This window comes from Hymenobacter yonginensis (genome assembly GCF_027625995.1).
Lineage (GTDB): Bacteria > Bacteroidota > Bacteroidia > Cytophagales > Hymenobacteraceae > Hymenobacter > Hymenobacter yonginensis.
Genome location: NZ_CP115396.1, coordinates 264542 through 283386, shown reverse-complemented (window position 1 = coordinate 283386; position 18845 = coordinate 264542). Strand labels below are relative to the sequence as shown.

General features: G+C 61.9%; 18 protein-coding genes and 1 tRNA gene. 12 read left to right on the top strand and 7 right to left on the bottom strand.

The window, feature by feature from the left end:
• The first annotated feature begins 7 nt into the window (after positions 1–7).
• Together O9Z63_RS01290 and O9Z63_RS01285 are read left to right on the top strand one after the other, a co-directional pair.
• Entirely contained in the window at positions 8–697 is a 690-nt protein-coding gene (locus O9Z63_RS01290) for an acetyltransferase (RefSeq protein ID WP_270127456.1), read from the top strand.
• 129 nt (positions 698–826) lie between these two features.
• Positions 827–1984 carry a DegT/DnrJ/EryC1/StrS family aminotransferase gene (locus O9Z63_RS01285; protein ID WP_270127455.1) on the top strand — a complete coding sequence of 386 codons (1158 nt, stop codon included), beginning with the start codon at positions 827–829 and terminating at the stop codon, positions 1982–1984.
• A 147-nt stretch (positions 1985–2131) separates the two neighbouring features.
• Here O9Z63_RS01285 and O9Z63_RS01280 read toward each other — a convergent pair whose 3' ends face one another.
• From O9Z63_RS01280 to atpD, 6 genes are all read right to left on the bottom strand, one after another.
• Positions 2132–3199, bottom strand: coding sequence for a DUF6268 family outer membrane beta-barrel protein (locus O9Z63_RS01280; protein WP_270127454.1), 1068 nt, complete (start codon positions 3197–3199; stop codon positions 2132–2134).
• A gap of 4 nt (positions 3200–3203) precedes the next feature.
• Positions 3204–3656, bottom strand: coding sequence for a DUF2147 domain-containing protein (locus O9Z63_RS01275; RefSeq protein WP_270127453.1), 453 nt, complete (start codon positions 3654–3656; stop codon positions 3204–3206).
• A 476-nt stretch (positions 3657–4132) separates the two neighbouring features.
• Positions 4133–5272 carry a trans-sulfuration enzyme family protein gene (locus tag O9Z63_RS01270; protein ID WP_270127452.1) on the bottom strand — a complete coding sequence of 380 codons (1140 nt, stop codon included), beginning with the start codon at positions 5270–5272 and terminating at the stop codon, positions 4133–4135.
• 74 nt (positions 5273–5346) lie between these two features.
• Positions 5347–6231: a tetratricopeptide repeat protein gene (locus tag O9Z63_RS01265; protein WP_270127451.1), complete on the bottom strand. Its 885-nt coding sequence runs from the start codon at positions 6229–6231 to the stop codon at positions 5347–5349.
• A gap of 167 nt (positions 6232–6398) precedes the next feature.
• Positions 6399–6638 carry an ATP synthase F1 subunit epsilon gene (gene atpC, locus O9Z63_RS01260; RefSeq protein WP_044013995.1) on the bottom strand — a complete coding sequence of 80 codons (240 nt, stop codon included), beginning with the start codon at positions 6636–6638 and terminating at the stop codon, positions 6399–6401.
• 95 nt (positions 6639–6733) lie between these two features.
• Positions 6734–8239 (bottom strand): F0F1 ATP synthase subunit beta, encoded by a 1506-nt coding sequence (gene atpD, locus O9Z63_RS01255; RefSeq protein WP_270127450.1) that lies wholly within the window; start codon positions 8237–8239, stop codon positions 6734–6736.
• Positions 8240–8516: 277 nt separating this feature from the next.
• Between atpD and O9Z63_RS01250 the strand changes: the two genes are divergently transcribed.
• The 10 genes from O9Z63_RS01250 (at position 8517) to O9Z63_RS01205 (ending at position 16693) form a co-directional block, all read left to right on the top strand.
• Positions 8517–8589: transfer RNA gene (locus O9Z63_RS01250), tRNA-Gln, on the top strand.
• Positions 8590–8780: 191 nt separating this feature from the next.
• The gene (locus tag O9Z63_RS01245; RefSeq protein ID WP_044013999.1) at positions 8781–9710 is read left to right on the top strand and encodes a ribose-phosphate pyrophosphokinase; all 930 of its coding nucleotides are present in this window, start codon (positions 8781–8783) and stop codon (positions 9708–9710) included.
• Between the two features lie 131 nt (positions 9711–9841).
• Positions 9842–10924: a DUF6340 family protein gene (locus tag O9Z63_RS01240; RefSeq protein WP_270127448.1), complete on the top strand. Its 1083-nt coding sequence runs from the start codon at positions 9842–9844 to the stop codon at positions 10922–10924.
• A 122-nt stretch (positions 10925–11046) separates the two neighbouring features.
• Positions 11047–11619 carry a 50S ribosomal protein L25/general stress protein Ctc gene (locus O9Z63_RS01235; protein WP_044014004.1) on the top strand — a complete coding sequence of 191 codons (573 nt, stop codon included), beginning with the start codon at positions 11047–11049 and terminating at the stop codon, positions 11617–11619.
• A 204-nt stretch (positions 11620–11823) separates the two neighbouring features.
• On the top strand, positions 11824–12393 hold the full coding sequence (pth, locus tag O9Z63_RS01230; protein ID WP_270127446.1) for an aminoacyl-tRNA hydrolase: 570 nt from the start codon (positions 11824–11826) through the stop codon (positions 12391–12393).
• 312 nt (positions 12394–12705) lie between these two features.
• Positions 12706–13416 (top strand): dioxygenase family protein, encoded by a 711-nt coding sequence (locus tag O9Z63_RS01225; protein ID WP_270127444.1) that lies wholly within the window; start codon positions 12706–12708, stop codon positions 13414–13416.
• A 72-nt stretch (positions 13417–13488) separates the two neighbouring features.
• Positions 13489–14022 carry a hypothetical protein gene (locus O9Z63_RS01220; protein ID WP_270127443.1) on the top strand — a complete coding sequence of 178 codons (534 nt, stop codon included), beginning with the start codon at positions 13489–13491 and terminating at the stop codon, positions 14020–14022.
• The gene (locus O9Z63_RS01215) at positions 14012–14707 is read left to right on the top strand and encodes a pirin family protein (RefSeq protein WP_270127442.1); all 696 of its coding nucleotides are present in this window, start codon (positions 14012–14014) and stop codon (positions 14705–14707) included. Before O9Z63_RS01220 ends, O9Z63_RS01215 begins: the two co-directional genes overlap by 11 nt.
• An 11-nt stretch (positions 14708–14718) precedes the next feature.
• Positions 14719–15807 carry a sensor histidine kinase gene (locus O9Z63_RS01210; protein WP_270127440.1) on the top strand — a complete coding sequence of 363 codons (1089 nt, stop codon included), beginning with the start codon at positions 14719–14721 and terminating at the stop codon, positions 15805–15807.
• Positions 15808–15952: 145 nt separating this feature from the next.
• Positions 15953–16693 (top strand): LytR/AlgR family response regulator transcription factor, encoded by a 741-nt coding sequence (locus O9Z63_RS01205; RefSeq protein ID WP_270129227.1) that lies wholly within the window; start codon positions 15953–15955, stop codon positions 16691–16693.
• Between the two features lie 85 nt (positions 16694–16778).
• Here O9Z63_RS01205 and metG read toward each other — a convergent pair whose 3' ends face one another.
• Positions 16779–18827: a methionine--tRNA ligase gene (metG, locus tag O9Z63_RS01200; RefSeq protein WP_270127439.1), complete on the bottom strand. Its 2049-nt coding sequence runs from the start codon at positions 18825–18827 to the stop codon at positions 16779–16781.
• Between the last annotated feature and the right edge of the window lie 18 nt (positions 18828–18845).

Genomic DNA, 18845 nt, shown 5'->3' with positions numbered 1-18845 from the left:
GCACGCCATGCCCGTTTCTTCCTCCCCTGCTTCTGCTACGCCGCTGACACCGCTCGTCATTTTTGGCGCGGGCGGGCTGGGGCGCGAAGTACTGATGCTGGTTCACCAGATCAATGCCGCCGCGCCCACCTGGCATATTCTGGGGTTTTATGACGACGCGCCCTTCCCAGCCGGCGCTGCTCTGCACGGCCTCCCCTACCTCGGCACTGCCGCCGACCTGAACGCCGCGCCCGGGCCGCTGCACGTGACCGTGGCGGTAGGCAGCAGCCGTAGCCGCGCCGCCGTGGTGGCCCGCCTCACCTCGCCGCGCCTCTCCTTTCCCACGCTGATTCATCCGGGCGTGGCCTGCGCCCCGTATCAGCGGTTGCAGCTGGGGGCCGGCTGCATCATCAGCCAGGGCTGCATCCTCACCTGCGACATCACGCTGGGCCGCCACGTGCTACTCAACCTGGGCTGCACCATCGGCCACGACGCCGTGCTGGAGGATGGCTGCTCCCTGATGCCGCACGCCAACGTGGGCGGCGAGGCCCATCTGGGCGCGGGCGTCTACCTCGGCACCAACGCCACCGTCATCCACCAGGTGCGGATTGGGGCGGGCACTATCCTGGGCGCGGGCGCCGTAGCCATCCGCGACCTGCCAGCGCACTGCACGGCCGTGGGCGTGCCGGCTCAAATTATCAAACCGCATGTAGCATAACCCCACCCGTTGCCGTTTACGTTTTGCTATAAACACATATTCCACTACCCGAGAATGGCGGCCTGCCGGCCCTGTTTTCGTGTTTCCCCGCTTACAGTTCAGGCCAGAGCCTGAGCTATACTTTCTCCGATGCGCAGCCAGGATTACGACCGAATTTACCTTTCCCCGCCCCACCTCGGCCGCCACGAGCTGAACTACCTGCACAAGGCCATCGAAGACAACTGGGTGGCCCCGGCCGGCCCCAACCTGGATGGGTTTGAGCGCGACATCTGCGAGTTTACGGGCGCGGCGCACTGCGTGGCCCTCACTTCGGGCACGGCTGCCATTCACTTGGGGCTGCGGCTGCTGGGCGTCGGCCCCGGCGACACGGTGCTGTGCCCGTCGTTCACGTTCGTGGCCACCGCCAACCCCATCAGCTACCTCGGGGCCACGCCGGTATTCATCGACAGCGAAGCCACCACCTGGAACCTGTGCCCGCAGCGGCTGCGTGAGGCCATTGAGGCCGGCCTCCGGCAGGGCCGCCGTCCCAAAGCCCTCATCATCGTGCACCTGTACGGCATGCCATGTCAGCTGCGCGAAATCCTAGCCATAGCCGCCGAATTCGACATTCCGGTGCTGGAAGATGCCGCCGAAGCCTTGGGCGCCCGCTACGACGGCCAGCCGCTGGGCACCTTCGGGGCGGTGGGCGTTTTCTCGTTCAACGGCAACAAGATCCTGACCACCAGCGGCGGCGGCGCCCTCGTCACCAACATCAAAGAATGGGACCAAAAGGCCCGTTTCTGGGCCACGCAGGCCAAAGACGACGCCCCGCACTACCAACACTCCGAGCTGGGCTACAACTACCGCCTCAGCAACCTGCTGGCCGGCATCGGGCGCGGCCAGATGGGGCTGCTGGATGACCGGGTGAAAAAGCGCCGCGAGATATTCAGCTGGTACCAGAAGCACCTGGCCAACCTGCCGGGCCTGTCCTTTGGGCCGACTGAGTCCACCGGGGGCCGCGCTAACCGCTGGCTGACCTGCGTGCTGCTCGACCCCACCCAAACCACCGTCACGCCGGAGCTGCTGCGGCAGCACCTGGAGGCCCGCAACATCGAGAGCCGGCCGCTGTGGAAACCGCTGCACCTGCAGCCGCTTTTTGCCGGCGTGCCCATGTTCGGCGGCGAGGTGTGTGCTGATTTATTTACCCACGGCTTATGCCTGCCTTCGGGCTCGGCCCTTGCCGAAGCCGACCTGCAGCGCGTGGCCGAAACCATCCGCGACGCCTACGCCTGCCACCACCGCGCCTGACAGCCCCCGCTGGCTTATGGATCTGTGCCAGCGGCCGAACGCAAACGAGCCGCACCTGTTGCAGCAGATGCGGCCCGAAACCAACCTTTCACAGGAAATGAAGGCCACAGCGGCTAACACGCGGCAGCCTTATCGAAACATGCCCTGTTAGGGGCTGACCAGATTGAGGCTCAGGTTGAAGTACAACGGGTTGCCCAGCTCGTTTTCATACAGCGGGTCGTTGTCGCCGCTGGGGTTCTGCTTGCTGAAGGCATCGAAACGGTAGTTGTAGCGGAAGCCCGCCTGGGCCGACAGCCAGATAAAGCCCGTCAGCTGGCGCTCGTAGGTGATGCGCGGCTTCAGCTCGCCGCGGCGCAGGTACACGTCCTGGCCGTTCACGGGGCCGAGGTAGTAGGCATTGCCTTCCAGCTCGTAGCCGAGCATGAGCAGCGAGTTGGCCCCGAAGCTGCGCCGCACGTTCACGCGGGCCGGGAAGATGGCCTCCACGCCCCACTTCGGGTTGAAGGTGCGGAAGTAGTACACCACCGGAATGTGCAGCAACTGCCCGGCCCGGTAGGTGCGCGTGAGGCCCAGGCCCCACATATACGATTCGCTGGGCTTCCAGCCGTAAATTGCCGTGCCGCTGTAGGTCAGGGCCTTGCTGCTGATGGCGTCGAAGTTGCGGTAGGTGCCGTTCAGGTCGACGTTGCCCTGCACCAGCAGGAAGTTCTTGTCGTTAAGTGGCCGAAACACCGTGGCGTTGAAGCCCGTGGAGCGCAGCCCATCTTCCAGGCGCCGAAACAGCGGCGCCCGCTCAGCGTTGGCTACCCGCACGCCGGTATTCCAGTACGTGAGGCCCAGGTTCAGAATCAGGCTGGAATTAGATATGACCGGGGCGTTGAAGCCTAGGCGCAGACCTGCAAAGCGGTCCACCTGCTCGGTCACCTCCTGAGGGCCGCCAGTTGTGGGCACCAAAGGGCCGGTCGACGTCAGATCGAAGGGCATCTGGGCTTCGTAGCCTATCGATATCAGTTTGGTAGGGCTTTGCAACAGCACCTTCTGGCTGGCATACGGCCGGTTGGCGGTGGCGTCGGCATTGCCAAAGCTGCTGAAATCTTCCATCCCCAACGAGTCGGCGGGGGCGGTGGGCAGGTCCTGGGCCCAGGCAGGTGCGGCCAGCACCGTGCTCAGCGCCAGCAGGGCGCCAGGAAGCAGGAAACGGGAGAGATGCTGCATGAGGCTACTTCTTTACCTGCCGCTTCCACACGTCGGTCCGGCCGAAGAGCGCCACGCCGATATAGCCGCGCACTTCTAGCGTATTCGGGTCGGTCAGGGTCATCTCGCAGGAATAGTCGCTGCCGTTTTTGGGGTCGTAGATCTGGCCGCCCTCCCACTTGTTTTCCCCGACGTACTTGAAGTCGCGCATGTTCACCAGCCCGCGCAAAGGCTTGGTACGGGCCGATTCGGTGGGGTTGTTGACGTCGGTGCGGGGCGTGCCGTCGGGGTTGTTCATCACTTTCAGCCATACAATCCGGCCGAAGTATTTGTCGCCGCTTTTGTAAATCTGAATCATGCCCGTTCCCTCCCCGTTTTTCCACACGCCTAGCACAGCGTCCGGGTTATCTGCCAGGGCGGCCGCCGCCGTCAGCACAACAAGCAGTAAAGTGAGCAGGCTTTGTTTGATCAGCTTCATAATGGGTACTAGTAATGAGTGGGTGGGATGAGAAAAAAGGAGCAATGCTTCTCCAAATAGAAGTAATAAAATAGAATTATAATAGGGTTAATCCCCTTTTAATATAATTATAATAATGTTTTAATATCACCCAACAAGAAGCAGGGCGACACGGAAGAACGTTGAAGCGCCCAACGTCAATAGCCGGCCGCTGTAGAAGCCACTGCAGGTGCAACGGGTTCTACAGCGGCCGGCTCTTGACGTTGGGCGGTGAGGTTTGTACCGAATTATTTACCCAGGCCGGATGCCTGTCTTCCGGTTCGGCGCTTCCTGAAACTGACATCCAGCGTATTGCCGAGGCCATCCATCACGCCCTCGCGGGCCACTACCGCTCCTTAAATCAGCATAAAGCCCGGATTGGCGGCACATAAAGTTCAATAGCTAGTATACCCGGCACATAAAGTCAGGCTGCTAGTACAAGCCAAGGGCGGACAGTATTAAACTACGGTAGCTTCCAGCGCCTGATGCAGGTCGGCCAGCAACTCCTCCACGGGCTCGATGCCCACGCTCAGGCGCACCAGCCCGGCCGTAATGCCCAGCTCCTGCCGCTGCTCCTCCGTCAGGGCCCGGTGCGAGGTGCCCGCCGGATACGACAGCGACGAGTCGACGCCGGCCAGGGATGGCGCAAACGGGAACCGCTGGCTGGCCCGCATAAAACGGCTCACGGCGTTGGTGCTGTCGTCCAGCAGCCGGAACGAAACCATGCCCCCAAACCGGCCTGCCCCCTGCTCCCGCGCCAGCGTGTGCTGCGGGTGCTGCGCCAGGCCCGGATAAAACACTTCCTGCACCGCCGGATGCTGCGCCAGCAGCTCGGCTACGGCCTGGGCATTGCGGCTGTGCGCTTCCATCCGCAGCCGTAGCGTCTTGATGCCGCGCACGGCCAGCCAGCTTTCCATCGGGCTCAGCGTGAGCCCAAACAGCGTCCCGATTTGCCGGAGGCGGGCGGCATCCTCGGGCGTGCGCGCCACCACCACCCCGGCCGTCACGTCGGAGTGGCCCGCCAGATACTTCGTGACGCTATGCATCACCAAATCGGCGCCGTACTCGAACGGTTGCGTGAGCACCGGCGAGGCAAAGGTGTTGTCCAGTACCAGCTTCAGGCCCAGCGCGTGGGCAGCCTCGGCGGCGGCGCGCAGGTCTACCACGCGCAGCAGCGGGTTGCTGATGGTTTCGCAGAGCAGCAGCCGGGTGCGGGGCTGCGCGTAGGCTGCCAGGTTGGTGGTCAGGTCCTCGAACGGCACGTAGCTCACGCCAATGCCCAGCCGGTCCAGCTCCTGGTTGAGCAGCGCGGCCGAGCCGCCGTAGATGTCGGCCGCACACAGCACATGGTCGCCGGCGGTGCAGTAGGTCAGCAGGGCCGCGAAGATGGCCGCCATGCCCGAGCCCGTGGCCACTGCCCCGGCGCCGCCTTCCAGGTGCGTCACGGCCTCGGCCAGCTCGTCGGAGTTGGGGTTGCCGTTGCGCGAGTACAGGTAGCGGCTGCCGGGCTCCCCAAAGTACAGCTCCAGCTCGTTGAGGTCTTCAAACTTGAAAACGGAGGTCTGGTAGATCGGGGTGATTTTGGGGTGGATGTGCATGGGCGGGAGAGTGGGCGGGAAACTGGGCGCGGGGCAAAACAACGGCAAAGTACGGCGCTGGTTGCAGCCAGGCACTATTTCATCTGCCGCACTTCCTTGCCCAGCTGAGCCGCGGCCGGCCGCCCCGCCGGCAGCTTCTGCAGCGCCGCCAGGTACTGCTGGGCTTCGGTTTTGTGGTTGAGGTTGATGGCCAAGCGGGTGAGGTTGGCCAGCGTCTGCCAGTCGTTGGGCTTGCTGGCATTGGCCTGCTGATACAGCGCATAGGCCTTATCCTCCTGCCCGTGCAGGCTGTGGTACATGGCCAGGTTGAAAGGCCCGAGGGAGCTTTCCGGATAATACTCGCTGACGAGCTCGGCCAGCTGCCGCGCTACCTCGGCGTCTTCGGGCGTATCGGCCTGCCAGTAGGGCAGCATGTATTCTTCCAGATTTTCAGGCAGAAAAACGGCCTCCGTTCTTGGCAACGGCTTGCCTTCCTGCCAGCGCCACGGCTGGCCGCTGGCTTTGCGCGCGGCCAGTGCCTCGCGCAGCACCTGCACTTCCGGACCCGGCTCGTGGGTCATCTCGTAGGTCTTGGCTAGCCCGAACCGCATATCCAGCCGGTCCGGAGCCAGCCGTATGCCTTCGCGCAGCGTGTTGCGGGCGGCCTCCAGCAGGCGCGGCTCGTAGCCCTCGCTGAGAGAGCCGGCGGCGCTGCCATCCTGCTTCTGCAGCGCCACGCCCCGCCCGGCGGCCGGGGCCGTGCTCACCACCACGCGGTACGACTTGCGCAGCAGGTAGTTGAACTGGGCCACGTACCGGTCGGGGTTGTTGGGCTCTTTCAGCTGCCAGGCCGCCAGCACCCGCCGCTGCTTGGCGGTATCCTGAGCCTGCGCGGCCCGCCGGTAGTCAATAGGAAAGGTTTGGGCAACAACCGGGGCCGCCGCAAGCAGCAAACCCATCAGGGGTAAAATAACGCGCATAGTAGCCGGTAAAGCGAAAAAAGAGTGGCGCAAGCTACGCGCCGTTTCAGATTTCCCGGTCAGCGAAGCCACATAATTTCTACTCCAGCCTCCTCCCCTCCCAGACGCACAAAGCCCCGCACCTGCTGGCAGGTGCGGGGCTTTGCTGAAACTACTTCGGGCCGCGCTTACGCCGAAGCGCCTTCGGCCAGTACGATAACGTTGTTGCGCAGCACCTCTACCACCCCGCCGTCGATGCGGAAAGTGGTAGCGCCGCCGTTCAGCACCACGTTGCCGGCTTTCAAAGCCGAAATCAGCGGGGCGTGGTTGTTGAGAACCTCGAACAGGCCATCGGTACCCGGAAACTGGGCCGACGTAACCTCGCCTTCAAAAACCTTGCGGTCGGGGGTGATGATTTCTAAATGCATGGTCTGTATTGTTAAATGGCTGAATTGATAAATGGTTGGTCGTTCTAACGAGGTGCTGAACAACCAACCATTTATCAATTCAGCCATTAAGCCATTTATTTTGCTTCCGCCATCAGCTTCTCACCCTTGGCTACGGCATCTTCGATGTTGCCTACCAGGTTGAAAGCCGCTTCCGGCAGGTGGTCGTGCTTACCGTCAATGATTTCGTTGAAGCCACGGATGGTGTCCTTGATGTCAACGAGTACACCTTTGAGGCCCGTGAACTGCTCGGCCACGAAGAAGGGCTGCGACAGGAAGCGCTGCACGCGGCGGGCGCGGTTTACTACCTGCTTGTCTTCCTCGGAGAGTTCGTCCATACCCAGGATGGCGATGATGTCCTGCAGTTCTTTGTAGCGCTGCAGAATCTCTTTCACGCGCTGGGCGGTGTTGTAGTGCTCGTCGCCGAGAACGGCGGCCGACAGGATGCGCGAGGTGGAGTCCAGCGGGTCAACGGCGGGGTAGATGCCCAGCTCGGCGATTTTGCGGCTCAGTACCGTGGTGGCGTCCAAGTGAGCAAAGGTGTTGGCCGGGGCCGGGTCAGTCAAGTCATCGGCAGGCACATATACGGCCTGTACCGACGTGATGGAACCGCGCTTGGTGGAGGTAATCCGCTCCTGCATGGCGCCCATTTCGGTGGCCAGCGTGGGCTGGTAACCTACGGCCGACGGCATCCGGCCCAGCAGAGCCGATACTTCGGAGCCAGCCTGCGTGAAGCGGAAGATGTTGTCGATGAAGAACAGGATGTCGCGGCCGGCGCCGGTGCCATCACCGTCGCGGAAGCTTTCGGCAATCGTCAGACCCGACAGGGCTACGCGGGCACGGGCTCCGGGAGGCTCGTTCATCTGGCCGAACACGAGGGTGGCCTGCGACTTCTCCATCTCGGCCATGTCTACCTTGCTCAGGTCCCAGCCGCCTTCTTCCATCGAGTGCTTGAACTCCTCGCCGTAGCGAATGATGTTGGCTTCGATGAATTCGCGCAGCAGGTCATTGCCTTCGCGGGTACGCTCACCAACACCGGCAAACACCGACAGACCCGAGTAGGCCTTGGCTACGTTGTTGATCAGCTCCTGAATCAGTACGGTTTTGCCTACGCCGGCACCACCGAACAAACCAATCTTGCCACCCTTTACATAAGGAGCGAGCAGGTCGATTACTTTAATGCCGGTGAAGAATACTTCCGAAGAAGTGGCGAGGTCTTCGAAGCGCGGAGCCTGGCGGTGAATCGGCAGGCGCGTGGTGCTCGTGGGCTGTGGAATGCCGTCGATGGCGTAGCCAATGACGTTGAACAGACGACCTTTGATGCTGTCGCCGGTAGGCATGGAGATAGGAGCGCCCAGGTCACGCACGACGGCGCCACGGGTGAGGCCTTCCGTCGAGTCCATGGCGATGGTGCGCACACGGTCTTCGCCCAGGTGCTGCTGGCACTCCAGGATAACGACCTGGCCGTTGTCTTTGATGACTTCGAGGGCGTCGAGGATGTTGGGGAGCTTAGAGCCTTCACCCGCGAAGCTCACGTCCACAACGGGACCGATAACCTGGGTGATTTTGCCGGTATTCGCCATTACTTTTTATGTATGGAGTGGGATGCAACGATTCAGGCCGCAAAACTACGGCTTAATACCCGCTTTGCCAAAGCAGGTTTTTTCAAGAATTTTCCGGGTCCGGATTCCGCCTCTCCAACCCTGAAAATCAGGCACTCACAGCCCGCAAAACCCCTTTTGCACGCTACTGAGGCCAAATTTTCTGAAAAAATTTTTCGCCGAAAGTTTGCCTTGAAAAAAAGCCGTACTACATTTGCAAACCCAAACGGCACACCGGTAACGGAAACGGATGGGAAATTGTCCGATGGTGTAACTGGCAACACGCTTGATTTTGATTCAAGAAAGTCCAGGTTCGAGCCCTGGTCGGACAACCGACTACCACAACGCGAAAGGCGCTGATTCTTCCTCCCCGGAAGAGTCGGCGCCTTTCGCTTTTTACATCACAGATTTTGCAGATCAAAAAAAGGGATTTCACGGATGGGTAGTCGCTACTCAATCCGTGAAATCCCTTTTTTAATCTGCAAAATCTGTGATTCACCTTTCCCTTCTTTTCAAGTACCCCATGTCACAGCAGGTAAAAATATTCGCGGGCAACGCCTCCCACGAACTGGGTTTGAAAATTGCCGAAGCGTTCGGCCAGCCGCTCGGCGACCTGAGCATTCAGCGCTTCGCTGATACGGAGCTGGGGCCGAGCTTCAACGAAAGCATCCGGGGCTGCGCCGTGTTCCTGATTCAGAGCACCAACCCGCCCGCCGAAAACCTGATGGAGCTGATGCTGATGGTAGACGCCGCCAAGCGCGCCTCCGCCGCCTCCGTTACCGTGGTGATGCCCTACTATGGCTACGCCCGCCAGGACCGCAAAGACAAGCCCCGCGTGAGCATCGGCGCCAAAGTGGTGGCCGACTTCGTGCAAAGCGTGGGCACCGACCGCCTGATGACCTGCGACCTGCACGCCGGCCAGATCCAGGGCTTCTTCGATATTCCGGTTGATCATCTGGACGGCGCCACCGTCACGGCCCCTTATATTAAGTCGCTCAACCTAGAGAACCTCATCTTCGCCTCGCCCGACGTGGGCGGCGTGGTGCGCACGCGCGGCTTCGCCAAGAAGTTCGGGGCCGAAATCGTGGTCTGCGACAAGATGCGCCTGCGGGCCAACGAAATTGCCTCGATGCAGGTAATCGGCGACGTTACCGGCATGAACGTGGTGCTCGTGGACGACATCGTGGACACGGCCGGCACCATCTGCAAAGCCGCCGAGCTGCTGATGGAGCGCGGCGCCAAGTCAGTGCGGGCTGTGATTACGCACGGTGTGCTGAGCGGCCCGGCCCACGAGCGGATTCTGAACTCGGCGCTGGAAGAGCTGGTGATTACCGACACCATTCCGCTGAAGCAGGAAAACCCGAAGGTGAAGGTGATTTCGCTGGCCCCGCTGTTTGCGCAGGCCATTCACAACGTGGTGTCGCACGAGAGCATCAGCTCGCTGTTTGTGTAGGGGCGCCTTTGGCTTAGGATAAAATCACTAGAAAAACCAAAGCGGCGGCGCGGTTGGCGCAGCTTTGGCACGGTCTTGAAAGGGGAACTGTAAAAAGTTCCCCTTTCTGTTTTTTATTTTTATTCTGCGCCATGAAACGTCCTCTACTCCTCTGCTGCTTCACTGCTATGCTGGCCCTGGGTGGGCTGGCCAGCTGCACTACCACCGTGCACATGCAGGCCCTGGCGCCGGCTTCGGTATCGATGCCCGTGCAGATGCAGCGCATAGCCACCGCCAACCGCGTGCTGCCCGAAAGCCCCCGTGACAAGTTTTTTGATGTGCTGGAAGGCATTTTCACCGGCGAAGGCCCGCTGGTAGACCGCGCCGGGGCCGAGTCGTGCACGATGAGCGTGGGCGAGGCCCTGATGCGCAACAGCCCCCGCTTCCGCGTGACGCCGGCCAGCCTGCAGCTGCTGGGCCGCACCCGCGAGTTCTTCCTGCCCCCCATGGCCCCCGACTACGTGCGCGAAGTGTGCCGCCGCTCGCAGGTAGACGGGCTGGTGGTGCTGGAGGCCTTCGACTCAGACATGCAGCTTACTCAAAGCGTGGAGGAGCGTGTCATCAAGGAGAAAGACAAGCCCGACCGCAAGGTGCCGGTTACGGTGGTGCACATGAGCATGCGCGTGGTGACGGGCTTCCGCACGTATGGCCCGCAGGGGCTGGTAGTGGACCAGGCCCGCCAGGAAGACCGCCTCAATTTTGTAAGTGAAGGCGACACCTACCAGCAGGCGCTGCGCGGCCTGCCCGCCCCCGAGGAGTGCATCCGGCGCGTCTCCACCCGCATCGGCGACCAGTACGCCCGGCGGATTGCGCCTTCCTACGTGAACCTCTCGCGGGAAGTGTACACCCGCGCCAAGCGCGACGAGCTGCTGCGCCAGGCCAACGTGCGGGTGCAGGCCGAGGACTGGGAGCAGGCCGCCACCGTATGGCGCCAGGCCGCCCAAAGCACCGACCCGAAAGTGGCGGGCCGCGCCTGCTACAACCTGGCCGTATACCATGAGATGAACGGCAGCCTGAGCAGCGCCGTGGACTTTGCCCGCAAAGCCGCCTACGACTACCAGCTCGCCAACGCCCGCGACTACGTGCGCCAGCTGCAGGCCCGCCAGCAGGCCGCCCAGACGGTGGAGCAGCAGATGGGCTCGTCAGCAACCGACGGCCTCGGCGGCGGGCAGTAGGCCACCCGGCCCGCGCAGCAGCAGAAAGGCATATTCGGGTTTCTATTGTCGGATAATCCGTCTATCTTTGCGGCCCGTTTGCCTGCTTTGGGCACGCGTTTTTTCCTCAAAAGCACACTTTTATGAAAAGCCTCGAGATTGTAGGGTTTAAAAGAGCGAATCTCGGTAAGAAGGACGCCAAGGCTATCCGCCTCGAATCGTACGTACCATGCGTATTGTACGGTGGCAAAGAGCAGGTTCACTTCTCTGCCCCCGCTATCCTCTTCCGCGAATTGCTGTACACGCCCGAAGTTCACATCGTGGACCTGAACGTGGAAGGCACGCACTACAGCGCCATCGTACAGGATGCCCAGTTCCACCCTGTAAACGAAATGCTGCTGCACGTTGACTTCCTGGAGCTGCAGGAAGGCAAAGAAGTGAAGATGGACGTGCCCGTGAAGTACGTAGGCGTTTCGCCAGGCGTACTGGCCGGTGGCAAGCTGGTGAGCAAGCTGCGCAAAATCCGCGTGCGTGCTACCCCCGAAAACCTGCCCGAATTCGTAGAAGTAGACATCTCGGAGCTGGGCCTCGGCAAGTCGATCAAGGTGAGCAAAGTTGTGCCAAACAACTACACCATCCTGACCAACGAGCAGGCTCCTATTGCTACCGTGGCCATCCCACGTGCCCTGAAAGGCCAGATGTCGGCCGACAAATAAGGATCACGGATTGGCACGGATGTAAGCGGATTTCACGGATTTTGTGGACGACGCGGCATACCTGCCATTCCAACCCAAGAAGCCGTCCTGCTCGCAGGGCGGCTTTTTTTGTGTGCGTTGCGCGGCCGGGCCAGTGTGCACTTGCTGTTCCGGCCGCGCAACCTTGCATCCGTGAAATCCGAAGAATCCGTCTAAATCCGTGATATGAAGTTTCTTGTGCTGTGCCTAGGCAACATCGGGCCGGAATACGCCGATACGCGCCACAACGTGGGCTTTATGGTGGGCGACTACCTGGCCCGCAAACACGACGCCGCGCCCTGGCAGCTGGGCCGCCACGCCTTCACCACTGAAATCAAGCACAAAGGCCACACCTACGTGCTGGTGAAGCCCACCACCTACATGAACCTGAGCGGCAAAGCGGCGGCCCACTGGCTGAGCACCCTCAAGCTCACTAAGGAAAACATGGTCGTCGTCACCGACGACCTGGCCCTCCCCTTCGGCAAGCTGCGCCTGAAAGCCAAGGGCTCAGCCGGCGGCCAGAACGGCCTCAAGCACATTCAGGAAACCCTGGGCTCCGACGAGTACGCCCGCCTACGCTTCGGCATCGACTCCAGCTTCTCGAAGGGCCGGCAGGTGGACTACGTGCTCAGCCCCTTCTCCGCCGACGAAAACATCGACCTGGAAGGCCGCCTGGAAAAAGCCGCCGAAGCTGTGCTGGCTTTTGGGGCTATGGGCGTAGAGCGCGCCATGAACGTGGTGAATGTGAAGGAGTAAGGGCGTAGTCGGTTTTCAATAAGAATAAAAGAGAACGTCATCCTAAGCGGAGCGAAGGATCCTACCACGCTGGAACGAGAATCGCATTAACAACTCGTTCCGGCTTGGTAGGATCCTTCGCTCCGCTTAGGATGACGTTCTTTTTTACTAACAACCAACAACTGACAACCAGTTACGCCGCAGCTGCTTTATCGGTAGAATCGGGCGTTGGTCGGTTGAGGAAGGGGGAAGGTCGATTGCGTGCGGAAAACAGGGGGAAGCTGGGCAGCTTTGCTTTCGTTACCTGTTTCTCACCTCGTTTTCGTCCTCGTCATGGAAAGAAAAAACTTCCTCAAAAGCCTGCTCGTCGGCGGGTTATCCGTTCCGGCCGTGCTATCAGCCTGCAGCAAATCGTCGGATGCCACGCCCGCCACCACGGGCACGACCGGTGGAACTACCGGCTGCAACGTAGCCCCCACTGAAACCGAAGGGCCCTTCCCAACCAAAGTGCCGGCCTCCTACGTGCGCAGCGACATCCGCGACGGCAAGTCTGGCTATGAGATGACGGCCACCATCACCATTACTAACAGCAACGCCAGCTGCAGCCCCCTGGCCGGCGTGTTGGTGGACATCTGGCACTGCGACGCCGAAGGCAACTACTCGGAGTACGGCGGCACGGGCATGCAGAGCACCAATTACCAGAACGTGCACTTTTTGCGCGGCCGCCAGACCACCGACGCCAACGGACAGGTGAAGTTTACCACCATTTTCCCGGGCTGGTACAACGGCCGCGCCACCCACATCCACGTGCACGTGTACTCGGCCAACGGCACCTCCCTGAAAGTCACGCAAATTGCCTTCCCCGAGGGCAGCGGCACGGCCCTGGCCGCTGTGAACGGCTACGCCAAAGGCCTGAGCGGCTACACCGCCAACAAGAGCGACAATGTGTTCAGCGACGACACGGCGGGCATCCAGATTGCCACCGTCACGGGCAGTACCGCCGCTGGTTTCACGCTGGCTATTTCCCTGGGCGTGCCGGCGTAGAGGCTGTTAGCTGAAGAAATGAAAGCTAACGGCCAATAGCCATCCGCTAATTGTCAAAAACCGTCACTCCATATGCAGCCGCGGATTATCACGTTGAGTTATCGGAAGGTGCTGGATGCGCAGTCGGGGCGGTCCTGGGACAAGCTGGTGCTGGCCGATACGTACGCCGAGCTGCGGCTGCAGGCCCAGAACGTCAATCCCAACCAGCAGTACCGCACCTACGCGGAGCTGGTGCAGCACGTGCCGGGAGCGGCGCAGCTCTCGTTTCTGGTAAGTGCCGCCGCCCGCGGCTACGTGCAGCAGCTGGGTGGCTGGGTACCCGACGTAGCCGACAACCAAGGCCGGCTATTTCTGAAATTCACGCAGTTTCAGTTTGAAATTATCAACTCCGACCTGCTTGATGCCAGCCGCCACCAGGTAGCCGTTACGTTTTACGCCGAGCCCGTAATCTGGCACGAAACCATCGGGGCGTACCTGCTGATTTCTCCTTGCCCGGCTCCGACCACGGGCGAAATCCGAACGACCCTGTTTCAGCTTCAGCCCTACCTGGCCATTCACGCCCTGCACCCGGCTTCCACTTCTCAACCCGCAGACCATGCCCGGTAAAATCTTTCTAGCCGACCAGCGCCAGCACCAGGAAACGGCCGAATTCCGTCGGTTCAGCACCTTTCACGCGAGTCCGGCGGCCGGGGCCGGGCACATGCCGTTTGGCGCACTCCAGGGTCTGCACGAAGAAACCCTGGCTGCCGGCAGCTGTACCACTCAGGTAGCCGAAGCCGCGGGCTGGGTGCTGGTGCTGCCCGTAACGGGCTCCGTGGCCGTGCACGCCGCCACCGACCCTTACGCCATGACGGTGCAGGTGGAGGAGCTGCTGTTGCTGCCCGTGGCGGCGGGCACCGTGGTGGAGCTGCGCAACCCCTACTCCGACTGCGCCATTCAGCTGCTGCACCTGTGGCTGGCCGGCCCCGCCCCCCGGGTTGCGGGCGCCGCCCGGCTGTTCCCCTTCCGCTTCGCCGACCTGGCCAACTGCCTGGCGCCGGTGGTTGCGGGCCCGCCGGTGCGCGTGGCCCTGGGCCAGCTGGCGGGCCGCCAGGAGGTGGAATACGTGCTCACGGATTCGGCCCATTCTTTTTTCGCGGTGGTGCTGGCCGGGGCCTTCGAGGTGGCCGGCCGCCTGCTGCACCAGCACGATGCCCTCGGCCTCTGGGACACGCCCCGCGTAGAACTGGAAGCGCTAAGTTATGATGCCGTAGTATTGGTGCTGGAGCTGCCGTCGGTGCCCGCGTCCTGATTCTTTGGTTTATGCCGCTTTTCACTTCCTACCTGGCGTCGGCCCGCTTGCTGCACCTCATTGTGGGGGCACTGCTGGCCGTGCTGGTGTTTACCCAGCCCAGCGGGGGCACGGCCGCAGGCCCGTTCTACGCCCTGCAACTGGGCCTGTTTGTGGTGCTGCTGGGCCTGTTTTACGCCAACGTGCACTGGGCCGTGCCTCAGCTGCTGTACCGCCAGCGGCTGGTGCTGTATCTGGCCTTTGTGGCGGGAGCGGTGCTGAGCGTGGGCGTGGTTCACAAGCGGGTGCAGCAGCAGTTGCGCCGGATCGAAACCGCCCGCCCGCCCCGGTTCCGAGCCCCGGGTCCGGCCGCCGGGCAGCGGCCAGGGCCACCGCGGGGCGGCCCGGACGGAGGATGGGTGTCGCCGGCGGCACTGCTGGCGGCGGCGCTGGTGCTGGGGCTCGGCACCAGCGTGGCGGCCGTGCAGCGAGGCCAGCGCGAAACCGCGCTGCGCCAGGCCCTAGAGCAGGAAAAGCTGCTGACCGAACTCTCGTGGCTGAAGGCCCAGATCAACCCGCACTTCTTCTTCAATACCCTCAACAACATCTACTCCCTCACCCTGCTCGATGGCAGCCAGGCCCGGGAGGCCATTCACCGCCTCTCGCGCATGATGCGCTACGTGCTCTACGAAAACCAGAACGCCACCACCACGCTCAGCCAGGAAGTCCAGTTCGTGCGCGACTACCTCGACCTGATGCAGCTGCGCCTGACCGACAATGTAACCGTGGAGTTTACCCTGCCCCAGCCCCTGCACGAGGTAGCCATTGCGCCCATGCTGCTGCTCACATTCATCGAAAACGCCTTCAAGCACGGCGTGAGCACCGAGGCCCCCAGCCGCATCCGCATTGCCCTGCGTCAGCCCACTGCCCACACGCTGGAGGTTTTGGTGGAGAACAGCGTATTTGTCGACCGGCCGGTGGCCCTGGATGAAAACAGCGGCATCGGCCTGACCAACACGCGCCGCCGCCTGGCCCTGCTCTACCCGGACCGTCACACCCTCACCATCACGGAGCTCACTCCTGCCCACGAATACCGCGTCCACCTCTCGCTGGAGGTGTGAATGGGTGAATGGGTAAATAAAAAGGTTCGTCATTTCGAGTGAAGTCGAGAAATGACGTCCTTATTTCTTCGCCCGGGATGATGACATGTATTCAACTGCGTAACGAGTCCTGACGGCTCCATCCTTTCTCCCTCCCTACTTTCCAATTATGCTGACCTGTATTGCGGTTGACGATGAGCCCCTGGCGCTCCGGCTGATTGCCAATTTCATTGAGCAGACGCCGTTTCTGCAGTTGGTGGGTAGCTACAGCAGCGCGGCGGCAGCGTTACGCGGCCTGCAGCAGCAGACCACGGCGGTGGATGTGCTGTTCCTCGATATTCAGATGCCCGACCTCAACGGCCTGGAGCTAGCCCGCGTGCTCGACAAAGGCCCCGGCACCGACAAGCCCCGGGTGGTTTTCACGACGGCCTTCAACCAGTACGCCTTGGAAGGCTACAAGGTGGACGCCCTCGATTACCTGCTCAAACCCTTCGACTACGCCGAGTTCCGCCGGGTGGCCGATAAGGCGCTGGCCTACGCCAATGCCACCCGCCCTACCGCCGCCGAGCCAGCCCTCCTGCCCCAGGAGGATTACCTCTACCTGAAAGTGGAATACCAGTTGGTGCGGGTTGATTTCCGGGATATTCTCTACATCGAAGGGCTGAAGGATTACGTGAAGGTGTACCGCCAGAGCGAGGCCCGGCCGCTGTTGTCGCTCAGCAGCCTCAAGTCGCTAGAGGAGCGGCTGCCGGCCCGGCAGTTCATGCGCATCCACCGTTCCTTCATCATTGCCCTCAACCAGGTGAAATCCGTGAGCCGCAGCACCGTGCAGATCGGCAGCGCCACCATCCCCGTCAGCGACCGGCACCGCGAAGCCTTCGACCAGTTTCTGAGCCGCTGGAAGTAGCGCGCCGAAAGGTTTCCACAAAAAAAGTCCCTGGCAGCTGCGCAGCTGCCAGGGACTTTTTTTGTGGATGGTAAGCTACGCGACCCTACGCCACGCCCGAACCAGGGCGCACGGGGCTGCTGGGCTGCATGAGGCTGAGTACGCCGTCAGCGTTTTCGGCCATCAGGAGCATGCCCTGGCTCTGGATACCTTTGATTTCGCGGGGGGCGAGGTTGAGCAGCACCTGCACCTGCTGGCCAATGAGGGCCTCGGGCAGGAAGTGCTCGGCAATGCCCGACACGATGGTACGGGGCTCGTCGAAACCGAGGTCTACGCTCAGTTTGAGCAGCTTTTTGGTTTTGGCGACCTTCTCGGCGGCCACGATGGTGCCGATGCGCAGATCCATCTGCTGGAACTGCTCGAAGCTCACGTCCTCTTTCGCGGGGGCGGCTACGGCGGCGGCCAGTTCGTTGGCTTTCTTGGTGTCGAGCAGCTTCTGCACCTGGGCTTCCACGGTAGCATCCTCGATTTTGGTGAACAGCAGCGCGGCTTCGGCCAGCTGATGGCCGGCGGGCAGCGCGTCGGGGCGGCCGGCCTGGGGCCAGGTGCCTTTCTCGGTGTTGAGCATCCGGCCCAGACGGGCGGCGGCTTCGGGCAGGAAGGGCTCCAGCAGTGTAACCATGGCGGCGGCCAGCTGCAGCGACACGTGCAGCACGGTGCCGGTACGGGCCTCGTCGGTTTTGATGAGCTTCCAGGGCTCCTGGTCGGCCAGGTACTTGTTGCCGAGGCGCGAGAGGTTCATCAGCTCGTTCAGGGCGTCGCGGAAGCGGTAGTTGTCAATCAGCTCGCCGATGCGGGCCGGGAATTCCTGCAGCTGGCGCAGCACATCCTCGTCCTCGGTGGTGAAGCCCACGGCGGCGGGTACTTTGCCTTCGAAGAACTTATGGGTGAGTACCACGGCCCGGTTCACGAAGTTGCCGAGGTTGGCTACCAGCTCGTTGTTGTTGCGGGCCTGAAAGTCTTTCCAGGTGAAGTCGTTGTCCTTGGTTTCGGGGGCGTTGGCGCAGAGCACGTAGCGCAGCACGTCGGCCTGACCGGGGAAATCCTGCAGGTACTCGTGCAGCCACACGGCCCAGTTGCGGCTCGTGCTGATTTTGTCGCCTTCCAGGTTCAGGAACTCGTTGGCGGGCACGTTATCGGGCAGGATATAGTCGCCGTGGGCCTTGAGCATCGTGGGGAAGATGATGCAGTGGAACACGATGTTGTCCTTGCCGATGAAATGCACCAGCTTGGTTTCGGGGTCTTTCCAGTAGGTTTCCCAGGTGTCGGGTAGCAGGTCTTTGGTGGCCGAGATGTAGCCGATGGGCGCATCAAACCACACGTACAGCACCTTGCCCTCGGCCCCGGCAACCGGCACGGGCACGCCCCAGTCCAGGTCGCGGGTTACGGCGCGGGGGTGCAGGCCCTGGTCGATCCAGGATTTACACTGGCCGTACACGTTGGCTTTCCAGTCCTGCTTGTGGCCTTCCACAATCCACTCGCGCAGCCAGGGCTCGTACTGGTCGAGGGGCAGATACCAGTGCTTGGTTTCGCGCAGCACAGGGTGGTTGCCCGAGAGCATGGAGCGGGGGTTGATCAGCTCGGTGGGGCTGAGCGAGGTGCCGCACTTCTCGCACTGGTCGCCATAGGCGTTTTCGTTGCCGCAGTTGGGGCAGGTCCCCACGATGTAGCGGTCGGCCAGAAACTGGTCGGCTTTCTCGTCATAGTACTGTTCGGAGGTCTGCTCGATGAACTTGCCTTCCTCGTAGAGCTTCTTGAAAAAGCCGCTAGCTACTTCGGCGTGCGTTTTAGAGGACGTGCGCGAGTAGATATCGAACGACACGCCGAAATCCTGGAACGAGTCGCGGATGATGGCGTGGTACTTATCGACTACCTGCTGGGGCGTGACGCCTTCCTTCTGGGCCCGGATGGTGATGGGCACGCCGTGCTCATCGGAGCCGCAGATGAATTTTACGTCGCGCTGCTGGGCGCGCAGGTAGCGCACGTAGATGTCGGCGGGCAGGTACACGCCGGCCAAGTGGCCGATGTGCACGGGGCCGTTGGCGTAGGGCAGCGCGGCCGTAACGGTGTAGCGCTTAGGGGCAGATGAAGCCATATCGGGGGCAGAAATCAA